At 69.2% G+C, this 18,644-nt stretch carries 16 protein-coding genes; 2 read left to right on the forward strand and 14 right to left on the reverse strand.

Annotated features, from left to right (window positions below):
- Positions 1–5: 5 nt before the first annotated feature.
- From RQG77_RS18345 to rsmI, 9 genes are all read right to left on the reverse strand, one after another.
- Positions 6–1,547 (reverse strand): molybdopterin-dependent oxidoreductase, encoded by a 1,542-nt coding sequence (locus tag RQG77_RS18345; RefSeq protein WP_311246022.1) that lies wholly within the window; start codon positions 1,545–1,547, stop codon positions 6–8.
- 43 nt (positions 1,548–1,590) lie between these two features.
- Entirely contained in the window at positions 1,591–2,760 is a 1,170-nt protein-coding gene (locus RQG77_RS18350; RefSeq protein WP_311246023.1) for a family 1 glycosylhydrolase, read from the reverse strand.
- A gap of 33 nt (positions 2,761–2,793) precedes the next feature.
- Positions 2,794–4,518 (reverse strand): ABC transporter ATP-binding protein, encoded by a 1,725-nt coding sequence (locus tag RQG77_RS18355; RefSeq protein ID WP_311246024.1) that lies wholly within the window; start codon positions 4,516–4,518, stop codon positions 2,794–2,796.
- Positions 4,515–5,429 (reverse strand): ABC transporter permease, encoded by a 915-nt coding sequence (locus tag RQG77_RS18360; RefSeq protein WP_056513522.1) that lies wholly within the window; start codon positions 5,427–5,429, stop codon positions 4,515–4,517. The genes RQG77_RS18355 and RQG77_RS18360 overlap by 4 nt, the downstream gene beginning before the upstream one ends.
- Entirely contained in the window at positions 5,426–6,406 is a 981-nt protein-coding gene (locus RQG77_RS18365) for an ABC transporter permease (protein WP_311246025.1), read from the reverse strand. The genes RQG77_RS18360 and RQG77_RS18365 overlap by 4 nt, the downstream gene beginning before the upstream one ends.
- Positions 6,403–8,067 (reverse strand): ABC transporter substrate-binding protein, encoded by a 1,665-nt coding sequence (locus tag RQG77_RS18370; RefSeq protein ID WP_311246026.1) that lies wholly within the window; start codon positions 8,065–8,067, stop codon positions 6,403–6,405. The genes RQG77_RS18365 and RQG77_RS18370 overlap by 4 nt, the downstream gene beginning before the upstream one ends.
- Before the next feature lie 178 nt (positions 8,068–8,245).
- On the reverse strand, positions 8,246–9,352 hold the full coding sequence (locus RQG77_RS18375) for a LacI family DNA-binding transcriptional regulator (RefSeq protein WP_311246027.1): 1,107 nt from the start codon (positions 9,350–9,352) through the stop codon (positions 8,246–8,248).
- Entirely contained in the window at positions 9,349–10,011 is a 663-nt protein-coding gene (locus tag RQG77_RS18380; RefSeq protein WP_311246028.1) for a class I SAM-dependent methyltransferase, read from the reverse strand. Before RQG77_RS18380 ends, RQG77_RS18375 begins: the two co-directional genes overlap by 4 nt.
- Complete coding sequence (rsmI, locus tag RQG77_RS18385; RefSeq protein ID WP_311246029.1) at positions 10,011–10,829, reverse strand: 16S rRNA (cytidine(1402)-2'-O)-methyltransferase; 819 nt, start codon at positions 10,827–10,829, stop codon at positions 10,011–10,013. Before rsmI ends, RQG77_RS18380 begins: the two co-directional genes overlap by 1 nt.
- A gap of 48 nt (positions 10,830–10,877) precedes the next feature.
- Between rsmI and RQG77_RS18390 the strand changes: the two genes are divergently transcribed.
- Positions 10,878–12,431, forward strand: a complete 1,554-nt coding sequence (locus RQG77_RS18390; RefSeq protein ID WP_311246030.1) for a phospholipid carrier-dependent glycosyltransferase — start codon at positions 10,878–10,880, stop codon at positions 12,429–12,431.
- 4 nt (positions 12,432–12,435) lie between these two features.
- Here RQG77_RS18390 and RQG77_RS18395 read toward each other — a convergent pair whose 3' ends face one another.
- Positions 12,436–13,830 carry an amino acid permease gene (locus tag RQG77_RS18395; protein ID WP_311246031.1) on the reverse strand — a complete coding sequence of 465 codons (1,395 nt, stop codon included), beginning with the start codon at positions 13,828–13,830 and terminating at the stop codon, positions 12,436–12,438.
- Between the two features lie 72 nt (positions 13,831–13,902).
- On the opposite strand from RQG77_RS18395, the gene RQG77_RS18400 reads away from it, so the two are divergent.
- Complete coding sequence (locus RQG77_RS18400) at positions 13,903–14,121, forward strand: hypothetical protein (protein ID WP_311246032.1); 219 nt, start codon at positions 13,903–13,905, stop codon at positions 14,119–14,121.
- Between the two features lie 4 nt (positions 14,122–14,125).
- Here RQG77_RS18400 and RQG77_RS18405 read toward each other — a convergent pair whose 3' ends face one another.
- The 4 genes from RQG77_RS18405 to RQG77_RS18420 form a co-directional block, all read right to left on the reverse strand.
- Positions 14,126–15,925 carry a DUF255 domain-containing protein gene (locus tag RQG77_RS18405; protein WP_311246033.1) on the reverse strand — a complete coding sequence of 600 codons (1,800 nt, stop codon included), beginning with the start codon at positions 15,923–15,925 and terminating at the stop codon, positions 14,126–14,128.
- Between the two features lie 18 nt (positions 15,926–15,943).
- Positions 15,944–16,516, reverse strand: a complete 573-nt coding sequence (gene msuE, locus RQG77_RS18410) for an FMN reductase (RefSeq protein WP_056313590.1) — start codon at positions 16,514–16,516, stop codon at positions 15,944–15,946.
- Positions 16,517–16,592: 76 nt separating this feature from the next.
- Positions 16,593–17,429, reverse strand: a complete 837-nt coding sequence (locus RQG77_RS18415) for an aldo/keto reductase (protein ID WP_311246034.1) — start codon at positions 17,427–17,429, stop codon at positions 16,593–16,595.
- Positions 17,430–17,438: 9 nt separating this feature from the next.
- Entirely contained in the window at positions 17,439–18,626 is a 1,188-nt protein-coding gene (locus tag RQG77_RS18420; RefSeq protein WP_311246035.1) for a heparan-alpha-glucosaminide N-acetyltransferase domain-containing protein, read from the reverse strand.
- Positions 18,627–18,644 lie beyond the last annotated feature (18 nt).

The following is an 18,644-nucleotide window of genomic DNA, read 5'->3' on the forward strand; positions in this document are numbered from 1 at the left end:
TACGCTCAGGCGACCGACACCTCGATGCGGTGCCACCCCTGGGCGCCGTCGGGCACGACATCGGCCGGATCCGACGTCTGCGTCTCGCCGTCGGCGCTGAGCGCACGGCACTCGATCGTGTGCGCTCCGCTCGTGGCCGCCCAGTCCAGACGCCACTGCACCCAGGTGTCGACCGAGATCGCGGCAGCGAGCTCGGCACGGCGCCATGGGCCCTCGTCGATCCGCACCTCGACGCCCTCGATGCCCACGTGCTGCTGCCAGGCCATGCCCGCGATGACGGCGTCACCAGACTCGATCCGGGTTCCTCGGCGCGGCACGTCGATCCGCGACTGCAGCTTCACCGGCCCTCGCTCCGACCACCCGCGGTCGGTCCAGTACGCGGACGCCCGATCGAACCGGGTGACCTCCAGCTCGGTCACCCACTTGGTCGCCGAGACATAGCCGTAGAGCCCAGGCACCACCATGCGCACGGGGAAGCCGTGCTCGAGGGGCAATGGATCGCCGTTCATGCCGAGGGCGAGCAGGGCATCGCGGTCATCGGTGAGCGCCTCGATCGGGGTGGAGGCTGTGAAGCCGTCGGAGGATCGGGACAGCACCATGTCGGCATCCGAGTCGACCCCCGCGCGGGCGAGGAGCTCGCGGATCGGGTGGCCGAGCCAGCGGGCGTTGCCGATCAGATCCCCGCCGACCTGATTCGACACGCACGCGAGCGTCACGTGCGACTCGGTCATCGGCATGGTCAGCAGCTCGTCCCACGTGATCACGACCTCGCGATCGACCATCCCGTGGATCCGCAACGACCAGTCGGCCGGGTCGATCCGCGGCACGATCAGCGCGGTGTCGATGCGATAGAACTCGGTGTTCGAGGTGACGACGCCAGCGAGACCGGGGATGTCCAGTTCGGCGGCGGCCGGCACGGCGGGAGCCGCCGTCGTCGGCGCAGGCAGCCGGAGCATCGTGCGCACCGCCTCGATCGAGCGGGTGGCACCGCGTGCGGCGGTGCCGATGACGAGCGCCGCGACTCCTGCGGCAGCCACACCCGCGGTCCAGAGCAGGAACCGTCTGCGTTCCTCGTGCTCGGCACGAAGATAGGGAACCGGATGCACGGTGCGCATGAGCAGGCGGAGTGCGACCACCGCGGTGACCCCCGCGACGAGACCGGGGAGCCAGGCGAAGGGGCCCGCACCCGGACGGATCATCGCCGCCACGAGCGCGAGCACGCCGAGGGCGCCGAGGATCGCCGACCCCACGCCCGCCCGGCGGGACTCCAGGATGCCGGCGAGCGCCGCCACCCCCGCGAGCACGATCGCGATCCCGATGAGCAGTGCCACCTTGTCGCCGGTGCCGAAGAGCGCGATCGCCGCATCCTTCGCCCAGCTGGGCGCGAGGTCGATCAGTCCGCCGCCGATCACGGCGAAGGGGCTTGCGCTCGGCTCGACGACCGCCGCGATCAGTTCTCCCACACCGACCGCGACGACCGCCGAGCTGAGCCCGGCGGCCGCCGATCGGAGCCTGTCACCGCGCGTCGTACGGGTTGCATGGCTCATGATCCGAGGGTAACCCCGGGGCAGTGCCCCGGGGTCGTCCGTCTCAGAGCCCGTTGCGACGTGCGACCTCGCCGAGCCAGGCGAGCGAGGGCTTCGGGAAGCGCTCGAACGTCTGGTGGTCGAAACCGATCAGACCGAAGGTCGGCCGGAATCCGCTGGCCCACTCGTAGTTGTCGAGCGCGCTCCAGTGCTGGTACGCCTTCACCTCGATGCCGTCGGAGATCGCCCGGTGCAGACCTTCGAGCGCGCCCTGTGTGTACGCGATGCGTCGGGTGTCGTCGCCGGTCGCGATGCCGTTCTCGGTCACGAGCACCGGCACTCCGCCGCTGCGCTCCCACGCACTGCGCACGCCCATCTCGAGCGCCTCGGGGAAGAACTCCCACCCGGTGAGGGTCGTCTCGACATCGTCCGCGACGGGCCGAGGGCCCTCCGGTCCGATGAAGGTGCGCGTGTACGCCTGCACGCCGACGAAGTCGTCGCCCGCCGACTGATCGAGGTACCAGTGGTCGCGAGGGTCGCCGTATTCGGCGAGCATCTCGTCGGCGCCCGGCTCGCCTGTGGAGTGGAACGCCTGCGTCGCGATCGTCCATCCGGCCTGCACACCAGAGACGGAATGCAGGATCTCGGAGGCGCGGTGGTGCGCGTCGAGCAGCGTGTCGGCGACCGCGAGGTCGGGGTTCGGCAGACCGAAGGCGACGAGGTTGGCCGCATCCTCTCCCCCGGCGAGCATCGCCGCGATGTTCGGCTCGTTGATCGTGCAGACGTATTTCACGCCCTCGAGGATCGGAAGCACCGTCTCGACATAACGGGAGAAGAGGTCGACCGCGTCGTCGGCACGCCAGAAGCCGTCCTTCTGGAACCACTGCGGCACCGTGAAGTGCATCAGGGTCACCGTCGGATCGAGGCCGTTCTCGCGCGCCGTGTCGATCATGCGGCGGTAGTGGTCGAGCATCGCGCGAGACACGAAGCCGCGCTCGGGCTCGATACGGGCCCACTCCATCGAGAAGCGGTACGAGTTCAGACCGGCGTCCGCCAGCAGACGCATGTCCTCCGGGTACCGGTGGAAGTGGTCGGCGGCGTCGCCCGAGGGCTCCACCATCGGCGAGCCCGGAGCATGCTCCATGGCCCACCAGTTGCTGGTCGTGTTGTTCCCCTCCACCTGATGGGCTGCGGTCGCAGCGCCCCAGAGAAAGCCGTCAGGGAATGTGAGCACGAGTGCTCCTTTCGTCTTGCGATGGGTCTTCGGTCAGCGTTCGGCGCGTGCCGGATTCGGCACGGCGTCGAGCAGCTGCACGGTGTATTCGTCCTCCGGATGCTGAAGCACCTGCGAGGTCTCGCCGCGTTCGACGACGCGACCGCTGTTGAGCACGAGGATGTTCTCGGTCACGAGGCGCGCGCTGAGCAGGTCGTGCGTGATGTAGAGCATGCTGATGCCCCATCTCTCGCGCAGGTCCTCGAGCAGGGCGAGCACGCCGGCGCGCAGCGACACGTCGAGCATCGACACGGGCTCGTCGGCGATCAGGACCTGCGGATCGCTCGCGAGCGCCCGGGCGATGACCACGCGCTGGCGCTGCCCGCCCGACAGCTGATGCGGCAACTTGGCCGCGAACTGCTCGACGGGCGTCAGCCCCACCGTCTCGAGGAGCTCGAGCACGCGGGCTCTCGCCTCATCACCGCGCAGGGGCGTGTAATTGCGGATCGGCCGGCTCAGCGCGTATTCCACCGTGTGCAGCGGGTTCAGCGCCGCATACGGATCCTGGAACACCATCTGCACGTCCTTGCGCAGGTCGCGCAGACCCTTGCGTCGCAGGGTCGCGACGTCGACGTCTCCGAAGCGCACGGTGCCCTCGGTCGGCTTCTCGACTCCGGTGATGAGCTTCGCGATCGTCGACTTGCCCGATCCGGAGGCGCCGACGAGAGCCAGAGCCTCGCCGGGTTCGAGCCGGAAGGAGACGTCGTCGACGGCGATCACCGGCTTCTCTCCGCGACGGGGAGCCGCATAGCGCTTGGACACGCCCTCGACCACGATCGCGGCATCAGCCCGTCGGGTGTCGCGCTGCGACACCGTCGGCAGGGTCTCGGTGAGGTCGGTGCGCGAGTGCCCCTCACGCCGCCGGGTGCCGAGGTCCACGAAGCCGGGGATCGAGATCGACTCGGCCCTGGGGTCGGCGTAATGGCTCAGCAGCATCCGCGTGTACTCGTCCTGCGGACGGTGCAGGATGTCGAGGCTCGGCGCGTCTTCGACGATCCGCCCCTCGTGCATCACCATCACGCGATCGGTCGCCTCGAGAACGATGCCCAGATCGTGGCTGATGAGGATCGCGGTGAAGTGCTCGGAGCGCTGCAGATCCTTGATCGTGTCCATGACGGCGTGCTGAACGAGCACGTCGAGGGCCGTGGTCGGCTCGTCGAACACCATCAGCTGCGGCTCGAGCGACAGAGCGAGCGCGATCGAGGCGCGCTGGCGCATGCCGCCGGAGAGCTCCCCCGGGTAGCGCGAGAGCACCACGGGGTCGAGACCGACCTTGCCGACCAGCTCGCGCGCCCTGGCATCCCGGCTCTCCCTGGCCACGTGCCCGTGAGCCGCGAAGATGTCCCGGAAATGGTTGCCGATCGTGCGCACCGGGTTCAGCGCGTTCATGCCGGACTGCAGCACCATCGCGAACCCGCCCTGGCGCTGACGACGCAGCTCCTCGGCGTCCAGCTCGCGGATGTCGCGCCCATCGAACAGGATGCGTCCGCCGCTGATGCGAGCCGGCGGCTTCTGCAGACGGGTCAGCGCGAAGCCGAGAGTCGACTTGCCCGAACCCGACTCGCCGACGAGACCGACGAACTCGCCCCGGCGCAGCGTGAACGAGACGTCCTCGACCGCGGTGACCGGGGTGGTTCCGGGCGACGCGTACTCGACGGACAGGCCCTGGACATCGAGCAGCACGTCGTCCGTGCGGGTGTTCGCTTCCATGGCGCTCATCGGCCCTTCCCCTCTCGCAGGCGCGGATTGGAGATGCCGTCCACGCCGAAATTGATCAGTGTCAGGCTCAGAGCGAGCAGGGCGATGCAGAGACCGGGAGCGAACAGCAGCAGCCACTGCCCGGTGAGCAGGGAGTTGGAGTTCTGCGCCCAGTAGAGCATGGTGCCCCAGCTGACGATGCTCGAGTCGCCGAGCCCGAGGAACTCGAGGCCCGCCTCTGCCAGGATCGCCGCGGTCGCCGCCCCGAAGAGCGTGCCCGCGATGATCGAGGTCATGTTCGGCAGGATCTCGCGGAACACGATGCGCGCCCGGCTGTCGCCCGAGAACTGCGCCGAGGTGACGAAGTCGTTGCCCCGGAGCGACTGGGTCTGGCTGCGCAGCACGCGCGCGCCCCACGCCCATCCGGTGACGACGATCACCGCGATGATCATCAGGATGCCGCCGTTCTGCAGATAGGCGGCGATCACGATCATGAGCGGCAGGCCGGGGATCACGAGGAAGAGATTGACGATGAAGCCGACCACCTCGCCAGCGAAGCCGCGCATGTAGCCCCAGCTGAGTCCGATCAGCACCGCGACGATCGTCGAGAGGATGCCGGCGGCCATGCCGACCAGCAGGCTGATCTGCGAGCCGTAGATCAGCTGGCTCAGCACGTCTTCACCGGCAGCCGTCGTGCCGAGCCAGTGCGCGGCCGACGCGTCGGCGTTGCGCTCGAACGAGTTGTCCTTGGGGCCGTACGGCGCGAGCAGCGGTGCGAACACCGCGACGAGCACGAACAGCCCGAGGATGATGAGGCCCAGTCGAGCCTTGCCGTTGGACCAGAGGGTGCCCACCATCCGGGCGAACGAGCGCCACGGGCTGGGAGCCGCGATCCGGTCGGAGGGAACCTTGACGTTCATGGTGGAGGTCATCGGCGGGTCCTTGGATCCAGCACGCCGTACAGGATGTCGACGAGGAAGTTGGCGACGAGCACGCTCACGGTGATCATCAGGAAGAGCGCCTGCATGAGCGGGTAGTCCTGCCCGATCACGGCGTTGAAGAGCAGATATCCGATGCCCGGATAGCCGAACACCTGCTCCACGAGGATCGATCCGCCGACCACGCCGCCGAGCGTGAGCCCGAAGCCGGTGAGGTTCGGCAGGATCGCGTTTCGTGCGGCGTAGCGGAGGGCGATGGTGCGACCGTGCAGGCCGTTCGCCTCGGCGAAGGTCACGTAGTCGTCACCCAGGGTGTTGATCATCGCGTTGCGCATGCCGATGATCCATCCGCCGAGCGACGTCAACAGGATCGTCACCGCCGGGAGGATCGCATGCTGCACGAGATCGATGAAGAAGTCCCAGGTGAAGCCCGGTGTGGTGGTCGCCGAGTACGCGCCGGTCGTCGGGAACCAGTGCAGCACGTATCCGAAGAAGAACAGCAGCAGCAGCGCTGTCCAGAAGTACGGGAAGGTGCTGAGGAACGATCCGGTCAGCGTCGGCAGCGAGTCGAGCCACGTGCCGCGGCGCCAGGCGGCGGCGGTGCCGATCAGCGTGCCGATCACGAACGCGAGGATCGTGACGATGCCGACGAGGCCGATCGTGTACGGCAGCGCGGTCGAGACCATGCTCGACACGGTCTGCGGATAGAACGTGTACGAGACACCGAAGTCGAGCCGGGCGACCTGCCCGAGGTAGGCCACGTACTGGTCCCAAATCGACCCGGTCGGCACGCCGAGCTGGGCCTCGATCGCGGCCCGCGTCGCATCCGACACCGGACCGTTCTGCGAGAGTTTCGCAATCGCGGCGTCGGCCGGCGAGCCGGGCATGAGACGAGGAAGGAAGAAGTTCAGGGTGACGGCCGCCCACAGCGTGAGAACGAACAGTCCGATCTTCTGGAGGACGTACTTCATCGGTCACCCTCCTTCACGCGCTCGAGCCGGGTGAAGATGCCCAGAGGTGCCGAGTCGTAGTTCTGCGGGATCATGTACGGGTCGTCCTCTGAGGGCCATCCGGTGAACTTGGAATCGTTGAACAGGCCCCAGATGCCGCCGTAGTAGAGGCCGATGACCGGCATCTCCTCGTAGACGATGGCCTGCAGCTCCTGCACGATCTCGGTCTGGCGCGCGGGGTCGACGGTCTCGCGGTACTCTTTGAGCAGCGCGTCGGCTTCGTCCGAGCGGTAGCGCTCGAAGTTGTTCGCGGTCGCTTCACCCGAAGGCACGTAGAACTCGCTCGAGAGCAGGTTGTTGTACGCCTGGTAGATGTCGCCGTTGCCCATGCCGCCGATGGCCATCTCGAAGTCGCCGTTGCTGATGGCGCTCTGGTAGCCGGCCGGCTGCGGAAGCTTGAGCGTCACCTTGACGCCGACCTTCGCGAGCTGGCTCTGCACCGTCTGCGCGGCGCGGGTCCAGTCCGAATAGCCGTTGGCTGTCGTCAGCGCGAACTCGAGCTGCTCTCCGTCGGCGCCGACGAGGCGGTCGCCGTCGAGGGTGTATCCCGCTTCGGCGAACGCCGCGAGCGCGGCATCCGTGTCCTGCGTGATCATGCCCGCATCGGGGATGCTCGGATCGAGGTACTCCTCCTGGTTGGGGAGGATGAGTCCGGTCTGCCCTGCGGGCTCCATGTACCCCTCGGAGGCGGTCTCGGCGATCTCCTCGCGGTCGAGCGAGAGGGCGATGCCTCGGCGCACGTTGACGTCGTCGAACGGCGCGACCTCGAGGTTCGGCATGAGCGCGATCACGCCACCCGGCGGGAACCACCAGGCGTTGTGCTCGCTTGCCGCGCCCCACGTGCCCTCGACGTCGGAGATGAACGAGTAGGCCCAGTCGTAGCCGCGCGTGACGGTGTCGAGCTGCGAGTTCGTGGACGGCAGGATGATGTGCTCGATCTCGATCTTGTCGGCCTGCCAGTAGTCGGGGTTCTTGTCCACCGAGTACTGCTGGTCGTTGTAGTTTCCGAGCACGAACGGGCCGGTGCCGACCGGGTTCTCGTTGCGGTAGGTGCCCGGATCCTTCACGCCGGACCAGAGATGCTCGGGCACGATCATGGTCTGACCGAGGATCGGCAGCGACGGCGCGTCATCGGTCTGCAGGTGCATGATGACGTCATCGCCGTCGACCTCGACGGTCTCGAGGTGCTGCCAGGCGCCCTTGATGTCGAGCGAGGGGTTGTCCTTGAGCAGCTGGAACGTGAACGCCACGTCATCGGGCGTCAGCTGCTCGCCGTCGCTCCACTCGACGTCGTCGCGGATCGTCATCACGATCGTGCGGGCGTCGGGCTGCGACCATTCGCTGGCCAGCCACGGGTTCTCGGTTCCGTCGAGCGGGTTCACCAGGATCAGCGGCTCGTAGATCCAGCGCGACGCGGTGCGCGTGTTGGTCAGATACGGGTTGAAGTTCCGCGTGAAGAACGGGTTCCCCTTGTCCGCATTGATGAGCATCGTGTCGTCGCCGATCGATGGATCGGGCTGCGAACTGATCTGGATGCTGCAACCGCTGAGCACGACGGCTGCTGCCGCCAGTCCCACGATCGCGGCTCTCCGCCAGCGTCGGAGCATGTGCGTCTTCGCCACACTGCCACCTCATGTCGTCTGTGTCATGAAGGGGGTCCCGCGGGTCGGGGCACCCCGCGGCCGAAGCCGCATGAGCGATTGTAAGCGCATACATTTTGCGTCCGCAACCCCTTGACAACCGTGTCGTGGATCGCCATCCCCCTCGGCGACAGGGATGGGAGCGGTGCCAAACTGGCGACTACTCGGGGCGCTGCGAGCTCTCGCGGACGAGGATCTGCAGGGGCAGGCGCACGGTCATCGGATCGGCGTCCGGCTGCTCGAGGCGCCGTGCGAGCAGCTGCACGGCGGCGCGACCGAGATCGATCATCGGCTGGCGGACGGTCGTGAGCGTGGGTCGCGAGAGCGCGGCCGCCTCGAGTCCGTCGAAGCCGGTGACCCTCACGTCGTCCGGCACGCGGATGCCCGCCGAGCCGAATGCCTCGATCGCCCCGAGAGCCATCTGGTCGTTGGCCGCGACCAGCACGGACGGCGCCCCCTGCGCGATGAGCTGCTCTGCGGCGGCATGACCCGAGGCGCGAGTGAAGTCGCCTCGCAGCACGGTCACGTCGTCGATCGCGAGCCCCGCCTCGGCGACGGCGGTGGCGAAGCCGTCCCACCGCTGCGCACCGTCCGGCGAGTCCTCCGGACCGCCGAGGAAGGCGATCCTCCCGGGGTCGGCCTGTGCGAGCACGAGACGGGTGAGCTCGGTCATGGCCTCGGCATTGCTGACCGTCACATGGTCGTAGCTGTCGCCCCGCGCGGGGCCCGAGAGCACGACCACCGGAATGCGCTGGGCGAGTCGGGCGAGCACGTCGTCCGGCACGCTCTGCGCCAGCACCATCAGCCCGTCGACCCGGCCGGCGATGTCACGCACGGTCTCGCGGGCGGGGTCGCCTCGGCCGACGCCGATCATGAGCACGAAGCCCTGCTTCCACGCCTCGAGCTCGGCGCCGCGCAGCACCTCGTCGAGGAACAGCATGGTCGGATGCGGCGCGTCGGCGTCCGCCGACGCCTGCTCGACCGTGAACGGCGGCGCGTCGGCCTGCTCGTCGGCGAGCACATCGAGGACCGGTGCATCCTCCGACGCATCGAAGCCCGGGAAGTACAGCCCCAGCACACCGGTGCGGCGTTCGGCCAAGCCGCGAGCGGCGCCGCTGGGCACGTAGCCGAGCTCGGAGACCGTGTCGAGCACGCGCTCGCGGGTGGCCGGGCGCACGGCATCCGGCTGACGCAGCACCCGTGAGACCGTGGCGATCGAGACCCCGGCGCGCTCTGCGACGTCGTAGACGGTCGCCTTCTTGCTCACGCTCGGTCCTCCTCCGGTTGCGTGTGCACCAGGGTACCCGCCGCCGCACGGGCGACGAGCGAGCCATGAGGGCGGGCGCTGATCTCGCCGGGCTCCCGGCCGCGACTGTCGCTCGCCACGACCTCGAAGCCCGCGTCGGCGAGCATCTCGGCGAGCGCGTCCGCAGACCAGAAGTATGCCGGGGCGACGGCGTGCGCGAACGGCTCGCGCGGCTCGCCGTCGAAGAACCCGATCAGGATGCTGCCGCCTGGCGCCAGCACGCGGGCGAACTCGGTGAGGATCTCGGGCACGTCCGAGGGCCGGGTGTGGATCAGCGAGTACCAGGCGAGGATGCCGCCGAGCGACGCCGCCTCGAACGGCAGGTCGCGGAACGAGCCGATCTCGAACGGGATGCCGGGGTGCCGCGTCCGCGCGGTCGCGATGAACTCGGCAGACAGGTCGATGCCGTGCACATCACGACCTCCGCGCGACAGGAACTCCGTCCATTGACCGGGCCCGCATCCGGCATCCAACAACAAGCCCCGGGTGCCGTCACGCCAGGCCGCTATGACCGCCGCATCCCGTGCATCCATCTGCTCGATCGAGCCGGCCAGCGCGACGTACTCCGCGGCCCGCGCGTCGTACGCCGCCGCGATGTCGGGGTCAGAGGCCCGACCCATCAGCTGCGGGCCGCGAGCGCTGCCTGATACAGGTCACGGGACGACAGCCCGGTGGCCGCGGCGACCTCGGCACAGGCGTCCTTGAGGCGCACGCCGGATGCCACGAGCTTCTGCACCTGCACCAGCGCGTCGTCCGCAGACGCCTCACGATGGGGCGCACCCTCGACCACGACGACGATCTCGCCCTTGACCCCGGCGGTCGCCCACTCGACGAGTTCGGCCGACGTGCCGCGGCGCACCTCTTCGTAGAACTTGGTGAGCTCACGGCACACGGCGATGCGGCGGTCGTCGCCGAAGGCCGTTCCCATGTCGGCCAGCGACGAGGCGACGCGTGCGGGCGATTCGAAGAAGATCATGGTGCGGGGCTCTGCGGCGAGCGCCCGCAGCGTCGACCGCCGTTCGCCGGGCTTGCGGGGCAGGAACCCTTCGAACGTGAAGCGGTCGGTCGGCAGCCCCGAGATCGAGAGTGCCATCAGCACGGCGCTCGGCCCGGGAATCGCCGTCACGGTCACGCCCAGCGCGACGGCTTCGGCGACGAGTCCGTAGCCGGGGTCGCTGATCGCGGGCATCCCGGCATCGCTGACGATGACGACGTCGGTCTCGACCGCGAGCGCGGCGAGCTCGGCGGCCTTCTGCTTCTCGTTGTGGTCGTGCAGCGCGATCAGTCGCGGCCGATTGGCGATCTGCAGCGCCTGCAGCAGCCGTCCGGTGGTACGCGTGTCCTCCGCGACCACCACCTCGGCGTTCTCCAGCACCTCGACGAGGCGACGCGAGACATCCCCGAGGTTTCCGATCGGTGTTGCGGCGAGGATGATCACTCGCCCAGCTTAGGCGGCCACCACAGGCGGGTTGTCTAGGCTGGAGCGGTGACCGCGCCCGTGCCTCTGCTGCCTCCCCCCGAGGAGCGGCTGACGCGCTACGGCCAGCTGCGCGACCGCATCCTGCGAGACCCCGACTGGGGGCGGATGATGCGCTGGTTCGCCCCGCTCGTCGTCACCGCGCTGGCGGCGGTGCTGCGCCTGGTCAACCTCGGCCATCCGCACCAGCTCGCGTTCGACGAGACGTACTACGTCAAGGACGCGTGGTCGCTGTGGAGCCTGGGTTACGAGGGCACCTGGGGCAAGGACGCCAACGAGGCCTTCATCACCCTGCAGCAGCTGCCGCTGTCAGACGTCGGCGCGTTCATCGTGCACCCGCCGCTGGGCAAATGGCTGATCGCACTCGGCATGGCCGTCGGCGGCCCCGACAACACCGTCGGATGGCGGATCGCGACAGCACTGCTCGGCACCGCCACCGTGCTGCTCGTCTATCTGGTCGCCCGGCGCCTGACCGGATCTATCGTCGTGGCGACGGTCGCCGGAACGCTGCTGGCGATCGACGGCCTCAGCATCGTGATGAGCCGCACCGCACTGCTCGACGGCCCACTGACCTTCTTCCTGCTGCTCGGGGCGCTGTTCATCCTGTACGACCGCGACCGCGCGATCCCGCTGCTCGAACGCCCTGACCCCGACTCCCCCGACCCGATGTGGGGGCCGGTGCTGTGGCGTCGCCCGTGGCTGATCGCTGCGGGTCTCGCCCTCGGCGCCGCCTGCGCCGTCAAGTGGTCGGGCCTGTACGCCCTCGCCGCCTTCGGGCTCTACGTGGTGGTGACGGATGCTCTCGCGAGGCGCCGCGCCGGCGTCGTGCTGTGGCCGACCGCCGCAGCGTTCCGCCAGGGACCGGTGTCGTTCGTGCTGCTCGTGTTCCCCGCACTCGGGGTGTACCTGGCCAGCTGGGCCGGCTGGTTGGTGACCTCAGGCGGCTATGCCCGCCAGAGCGACCCGAATCCGCTGATCGCACTGTGGAACTACCACGAGGCGATCCTGAACTTCCATGTCGGCCTCAGCAAGGGCCACCCGTATGCGAGCCCGGCCTGGGAGTGGCCGCTGCTGCTGCGACCGACTGCGGTGTGGGTGGGCACGGACCCGGCGCCCTGCGGTGTCGACCACTGCATCGCCGTGATCTCGACCATCCCGAATCCGATCATCTGGTACGCCGGAGTCGCGGCGGCCGTCTACCTGATCTACCGGCTCGTGCGGGGGTGGGTCGACCGCCGGCCGGTCGGCGCGGCATTCACGTTCCCGCCGGTCGGGCTGGGCGCGACCTACGTGCCGTGGCTGCTGTTCCCCGAGCGCACGATCTTCCAGTTCTACACGGTCGCGATGGCGCCGTTCCTCGTGATCGGACTCGCCGTGGTGCTGCGTCAGATCGCCGGACGTCGCGAGGATCCCCTGCACCGACGGCAGTCGGGTGAGCGCACCGTGATGGTCTTCCTCGCCGTGGTGGTGCTGGTCTCCGCATTCTTCTATCCCGTGTGGACCGGCGTGAGCGTGCCCTATGACTTCTGGCTGCTGCACAACTGGATGCCCGGCTGGATCTGACCTGTCAGTCGGCGTCGCTGGCGACGCCCGGTCGCGAGACGTCGCGCGTGAGCCGGGCGACGATCAGCAGCGCGGCGGTCAGGGCGATGGTCAGCAGCAGTTGCATGCGTGCGGCCTCGTCCGTCATCGAGAGAGCGATGACACCGGCGAGCAACGCCAGGCACAGCCATGAGAGCCAGGGGAAGCCCCACATGCGCATCGGCATCCGCTCGCCCGCGCGATCGGCGCGACGGCGGAGGATGGTCTGCGACACCGCCGTCGCAGTCCAGATGATGAGGATCGTGGACCCGACGACGTTGAGCAGCGCCGGGAGCACCACGTCGGGGAACGCCCAGTTCAGGCCCACCGTGACGAAGCCGAACGCGACGGAGGCGAGGACGGCCACGACGGGCACGCCGTTGCGGGTGGTGCGGGTCGCCGCGAGAGGTGCGAGGCCCCGCTCGCCGAGCGAATACGCCATGCGCGACGCCCCGTAGATGTTCGCGTTCATGGCCGACAGCAGCGCGATCACGACGATGAGGTCCATCACGAGTCCGACGCCCGGCAACTGCAGCGTGTCGAGCACTGCAGAGAAGGGACCGTCCTTGACGGTCGGGTCGTTCCACGGCAGCACAGACACGATCACGAAGATCGAGCCGACGTAGAAGATCAGGATGCGCACCAGCACCTCGCGCACGATACGGCGGATGTTGCGTGCGGGGTCGTCGGACTCGGCAGCCGCGATCGCGACCACCTCGGTGCCGCCGAACGCGAAGACCACGATCAGGAGAGCGGCCGCGATGCCGGTCATGCCGTTCGGGGCGAAGCCGCCGTTGTCGACGAGGTTGCCGATGCCGGTCGCCGGCACCCCCGGGATGAAGCCCACGATGGCGCACACGCCGACGACGAGGAACACGATGATCGCGGCGACCTTGATCGCAGCGAACCAGAACTCGAACGTGCCGTAGTTGCGCACCCCGAAGAGGTTCACGGCGGTCAGCGCCACCACGAAGACGAGCACCCACACCCACGCGGGGATGCCGGGGATCCAGGCCGAGATGATGCCTCCTGCTCCCGTGGCCTCCGCCGCGATCACCACGACGAGCTGGATCCAGTAGAGCCAACCGACCGCGCTGCCGGCGCTGCGTCCCATCGCCTTCTGGGCGTAGGAGCTGAACGCCCCGGAGCTCGGGCGGGCGGCGACCATCTCGGCGAGCATCGCCATGACCAGCACCACGATGCCGCCGGCGACGAGGTACGAGATGAGCACGGCAGGACCGGCGATGCTGATGGCCTGGCCCGATCCCACGAAGAGACCGGCGCCGATCGCACCGCCGAGCCCCATCATCGAGATCTGGCGACGGGTCAGTCCCGGGTGCAGCCCCTTGGTCGTCGTCGTGGTGGTGGGGACCTCGGTCATGCGCGTGCCTCCTGCGTGCGATGAGCAGACTGCTCAGCCTACGCGGCTCCGCCCGCGCTCTAGGATCGCAGCATGGGCAGCCCCACAGGTTTCGAGTTCGCGGTGCGCGGTGACGACGTGGTCATCCGTCATCACGGGGTCACCGCGACCGTGCTGCGCGGAGCCAGGGCGAGCGAGTTCCTGGCCCAGGTCGATCAGGGCGACGCGCAGCTGCTGATGGCCCGGCTGACCGGGAACTACCGCCGCGGCAACGAGCGCACCGCACGGCAGCACCCGCGCAACGCGCGCTGACGATTCACCGCGCGAGAGGAAGGTCTGCGGGGTCGCTCACCGGGAGCCGGCACACGAACGCGCGGCAGTCGAACGCCTGCTCTCTCGCGTCGCCCTTGCCCTCGAACAGGTCGAAGCCGGCGTCTGCGAATGCCCTCGCCTGCGCAGGTGCGACGATCGCGATCACGTCGGCGTCTGCAGCGTGCGCAGTGGACGCGAGTGCCCCCTCCGGCGTCTCGGTGACGACGACGAGCTGCCGCGGGGCATCGACGAGACCCGCGGCCACGCGCAGCAGGCTGCCGTGCGCGAACGGCTGCGACACGGCCTGAGCGGCGTGAGCGCGCACGCGTTCGGCGGCTGCCTCCCGATACCGGTCCCCCGCACCGAGCCGCCACGCCGAGAGGGATGCGGCAGCCACGGCCGCCGCATCCGACGGCAGGTCTCCGTCGGTCTGATCGGGCGACGCCGAGATACCGTGAGCCGCGAGCAGCGGATCACCGTCGAGCCCCTTGATCGCCGCGTCCAGCAGCTCGCGCGCCTCGACCGCCCAGGCCGCCTGACCGGTGGCCGCGGCGAGGGCGAACAGCCCCTCGGCCAGGAGCGCGACATCGGCCGTGGTCGCCACCGCCCCCGAGGCGACACCGTCGAGAGACGCGCGGACGAGGGCTCCCGTCGAATCCCGATTGACCCGGAGCACGCACTCGGCGGCATCGACCGCGGCCTGCACCCACGAACTCTCCCGGAGCGCGGCACCCGCCCGGGCGAGAGCTGTGATGGCCAGCCCGTTCCAGCCCGTGATGACCTTGCCGTCGACGGCCGGCGGCTCGAGCGCCGCACGCTCAGTCACCGGTCGTAGGTAGTACCCGCCCTCGCTGCGCTGACCGTCGATCCACGACTCCGAATCCTGGGCGGCGCCGAACCCGCCGCCTTCACGGCGCAGAGTGCCCACGAGGAACGACGCGACGCCGCGTGCGGTCGGCTCGTCCCCCGCATCCAGCGCCACGAGCAGCAGCTGGGCGTTGTCGGTCAGCATCCGCTCGTAGTGCGGCACGGTCCAGTCGCGCTGGGTCGCGTAGCGGAAGAACCCTCCGTCGGCGTCGCGCAGATCGGATGCCGACATCGCGGCGAGTGCGCGGTCGGCCGTGGCCGCGGCATCCGGAGCCTCCCTTCGCACGAGCGGAGTCTGCAGCAGGCTCAGGGTCGTCGCGACGGGGAACTTCGGCGCGCCGCCGAACCCGCCGTACAGCGTGTCCTCGCGCTGGGCGATGGTGTCGGCGGCCGCGGCGAGGGCCGCAGCATCCGGCAGATCGGAGGGAGTCGAGGCCGCCGCCCTGGCGAGCGCCTCGGTCACCGCATCCGCCGATTCCTCGGCCTGCGCGCGGCGCACGGTCCATGCCTCGTGCACCGCGGCGAGCACATCGCGGAACGCGGGCATCGACTGCCGCGCCTCCGGCGGCCAGTACGTGCCGGCGTAGAACGTGCGACCGCGGGGCGTCGTGAAGACCGTCAACGGCCACCCGAGGTTCTGCGTGAACGCGGACGCTGCGGCCATGTAGGCGCCGTCGACGTCTGGGTGCTCCTCGCGGTCGACCTTGATCGCCACGAAGTCGCGGTTGATCAGCGCCGCGGTCGCCGGGTCGGCGAACGATTCCCGAGCCATCACGTGGCACCAGTGGCAGGTCGAGTAGCCGATCGAGATCAGCAGCGGCACGTCGCGGCGCTGCGCCTCGGCGAAGGCCTCGGGGCCCCATGGATACCAGTCGACGGGGTTGTCGGCGTGTGCCCGCAGGTACGGGCTGAGCGTGTCGGCGAGCCTGTTGGTCATGCGCTCACGCTACGCCGATCAGGAGACGAGGAGCTGCTCCGCAGGCCGTGACGCTGCGTAGCCGACGAGGGGCAACGCCCGCTCGGCCGCCAGGGCGATGCGCGAGTGCAGCACGTCCGACGCGATCACGTAGCCGTCGAAGTCCGTGTCGCTGGCGTAGACGCCGAGCGGCAGGGTCAGCGCCTGGAAGAACGCGAACAGCGGCCGCAGCTGGTGCTCGATGATCAGGGCGTGACGCTCGCCGCCACCGGTCGCCGCGAGCAGCACCGGCTTGCCGACGAGCTCGTACTGACCGACGAAGTCGAACAGGTGCTTGAACAGGCCGGTGAACGAGGCCCGGTAGACGGGGCTGCCGACTATCAGCAGGTCTGCCGCCTCGATGGCCAGGAGCTTCTCCTCGACATTCGCCGGAAGGTGGTCGCGGCGCAGGGCCCCCGCGAGCGAAGGCCCGATGTCGGTGAGCTCGATGACCTCGATCTCGACCTCGGCACGCTCGGCGACGGCCGCGGCGATCGCACGGACGAGCGCCGTGGTCTTGCTGGGCTCGTGCAGAGAGCCGGACACGGCGACGACGCGGTAGGGAGCTGTCATGCGGTCGACGCTACTCACGACGACGCCCCGTGTCGCGAAGAGCGACACGGGGCGTCATCTGTCGAAACGGAACGCCTCAGTTGACGTCGTTCGGGTGCGAGCCGACACGGCCCGAGCCGTCGAGCGGGTCGAGGGCGTCGATCGATGCGATCTCGGCATCCGTCAGCTCGAAGCCGAACACGTCGAGGTTCTCGCGCAGGCGCTCGGCGCGCACGGACTTCGGGAAGACGATGAAGCCCTTCTGCAGGTGCCAGCGCAGCACCGCCTGCGCGGGGGTCACGCCGTGGGCGGCAGCGGCCTCGGCGATCGCGGGAGTGCCGAACAGATCGTACTTGCCCTGTCCGAGCGGACCCCACGACTCGATGCGGATGCCGTGCTCGGTCGCCCAGGAGACGACGTCGCGCTGCTGATAGGCCGGGTGCAGTTCGATCTGGTTGACCGCGGGGGTCACGCCCGTCTCGGAGACCACGCGCTCGAGGTGCGGCACGAGGAAGTTCGAGACGCCGATGCTGCGGGAGAGGCCGGCCTCGCGCAGCTCGATGAGCGTCGCGAAGGCGTGCACGAAGTCGTCCTTCGCGGGGGTCGGCCAGTGCACGAGATACAGGTCGACGGCGTCGAGGCCGAGCTTCTCGAGGCTCTCGGCGATCGCCGCGTTCGGCTCGTCGTCGTGGTGACGGTCGTTCCAGAGCTTGGTGGTGATGAACAGCTCGTCGCGGGCGATGCCGGATGCGGCGATGGCCGCGCCGACGCCCTCTTCGTTGCCGTAGATGGCTGCGGTGTCGATGTGGCGGTAGCCGATCTCGAGCGCCTCGCTCACGGCCCGCTCGGTCTCGTCGGCCGGAACCTTGAACACCCCGTAGCCGAGCTGCGGGATGGAGTGGCCGTCGTTCAGTTCGAGTGCAGGAATCGTCATGATCCCACCCTACGACCCTGTGATGACAGGCGGCCGCCCCGGCACTGAAGCCATCTTCTGCGCGGCCGTGCCCACCAGCCGTTCGAGGGGCCCCCGCCCGACCAGGATCGACCACAGGGTGGTGGCGAGAAGCAGGCAGATGGCCGTCGCCGCCCAGAAGGCGTTGCTCGAGAAGAACCCGCCGGGGCCGCCGATCAGGGCGACCGAAAGGACGTGCACGCTGTATGCCGTCAGCGGCATGGATCCGAGTGCACCCAGCGGGAGCAGCGCCCAGCGCAGCGGACGACTGAGCAGCACGCACAGCGCGATGACGCACAGGGCGAAGCCGCCGGAGCCGAGGATCTCGGCCGTGCCGCCGGAGTGCGGATCGACTCCGAAGATCGCCCGGAGCACCGCCCCCAGCGGATCCGCTGCGGCGAGCGCATCCGGATACGCGCTCCATCCCGATGCCGCTCCCGACCCCGACGCCCACCCGCCCTTCGAGGACGAGCCGGTGATCCCCGCGACCGCTCCGACGAGGCCGAGTCCGTAACCGGTGATCATGAGGCCGACGCCCGCGCCGAAGGTGATGGCGGCGGTCTCGAGCTTCTCGACGTGCAGCCGCCCGAGGGCCATGCCCGCCAGCACGAAGGCGAGCCATGCGGTGATCGGGTACGAGCCGTAGAGCACGAGGCTGATGCCGGCGCCGTAGGGGTTGAGGGTCAGGGCGGCGAGCAGCGCCAGCAGCGTCGGCGTCGCGAGCGCGAGGATGCCCGCGGTCATGAGCAGCTTCCACGGCTGCCACCGCAGGAACGGGATGACGGCGACGTAGAGCAGTCCGTACAGGGTGAGGATCACCGCGATCGGGGTGTTCAGCATCTCGAGCGCGAGGCCGATCACGAAGATCACCGCACCGCGTCCGACGAGCTGCAGACGGATCGTCGGCATGCGCTCGGGGTCGGGCAGCACACTGCGGCCGGTCATCAGCGCGATCGAGATGCCCGCAAGCACCGCGAACAGGATCGATGAGCGTCCGTACACGAGGTCCGTCCAGGTCGACAGGTCGAGCGGGTCGAACGCCTCGGTCTCGCCGATGTGCGCTCCGGCCATCCCGAGGATCGCGAGTCCTCTCGCGACGTCGAGGCCGAGGATGCGGGGAGCCCGCCCGAACTCGTGGAACCACCGCGTTGCGGGGAGGGGCGTCGACACAGTGCTCACGGATGAATCGTACGATGG

This window comes from Microbacterium sp. WCS2018Hpa-23, assembly GCF_031843845.1.
Classification (GTDB): Bacteria; Actinomycetota; Actinomycetes; order Actinomycetales; family Microbacteriaceae; genus Microbacterium.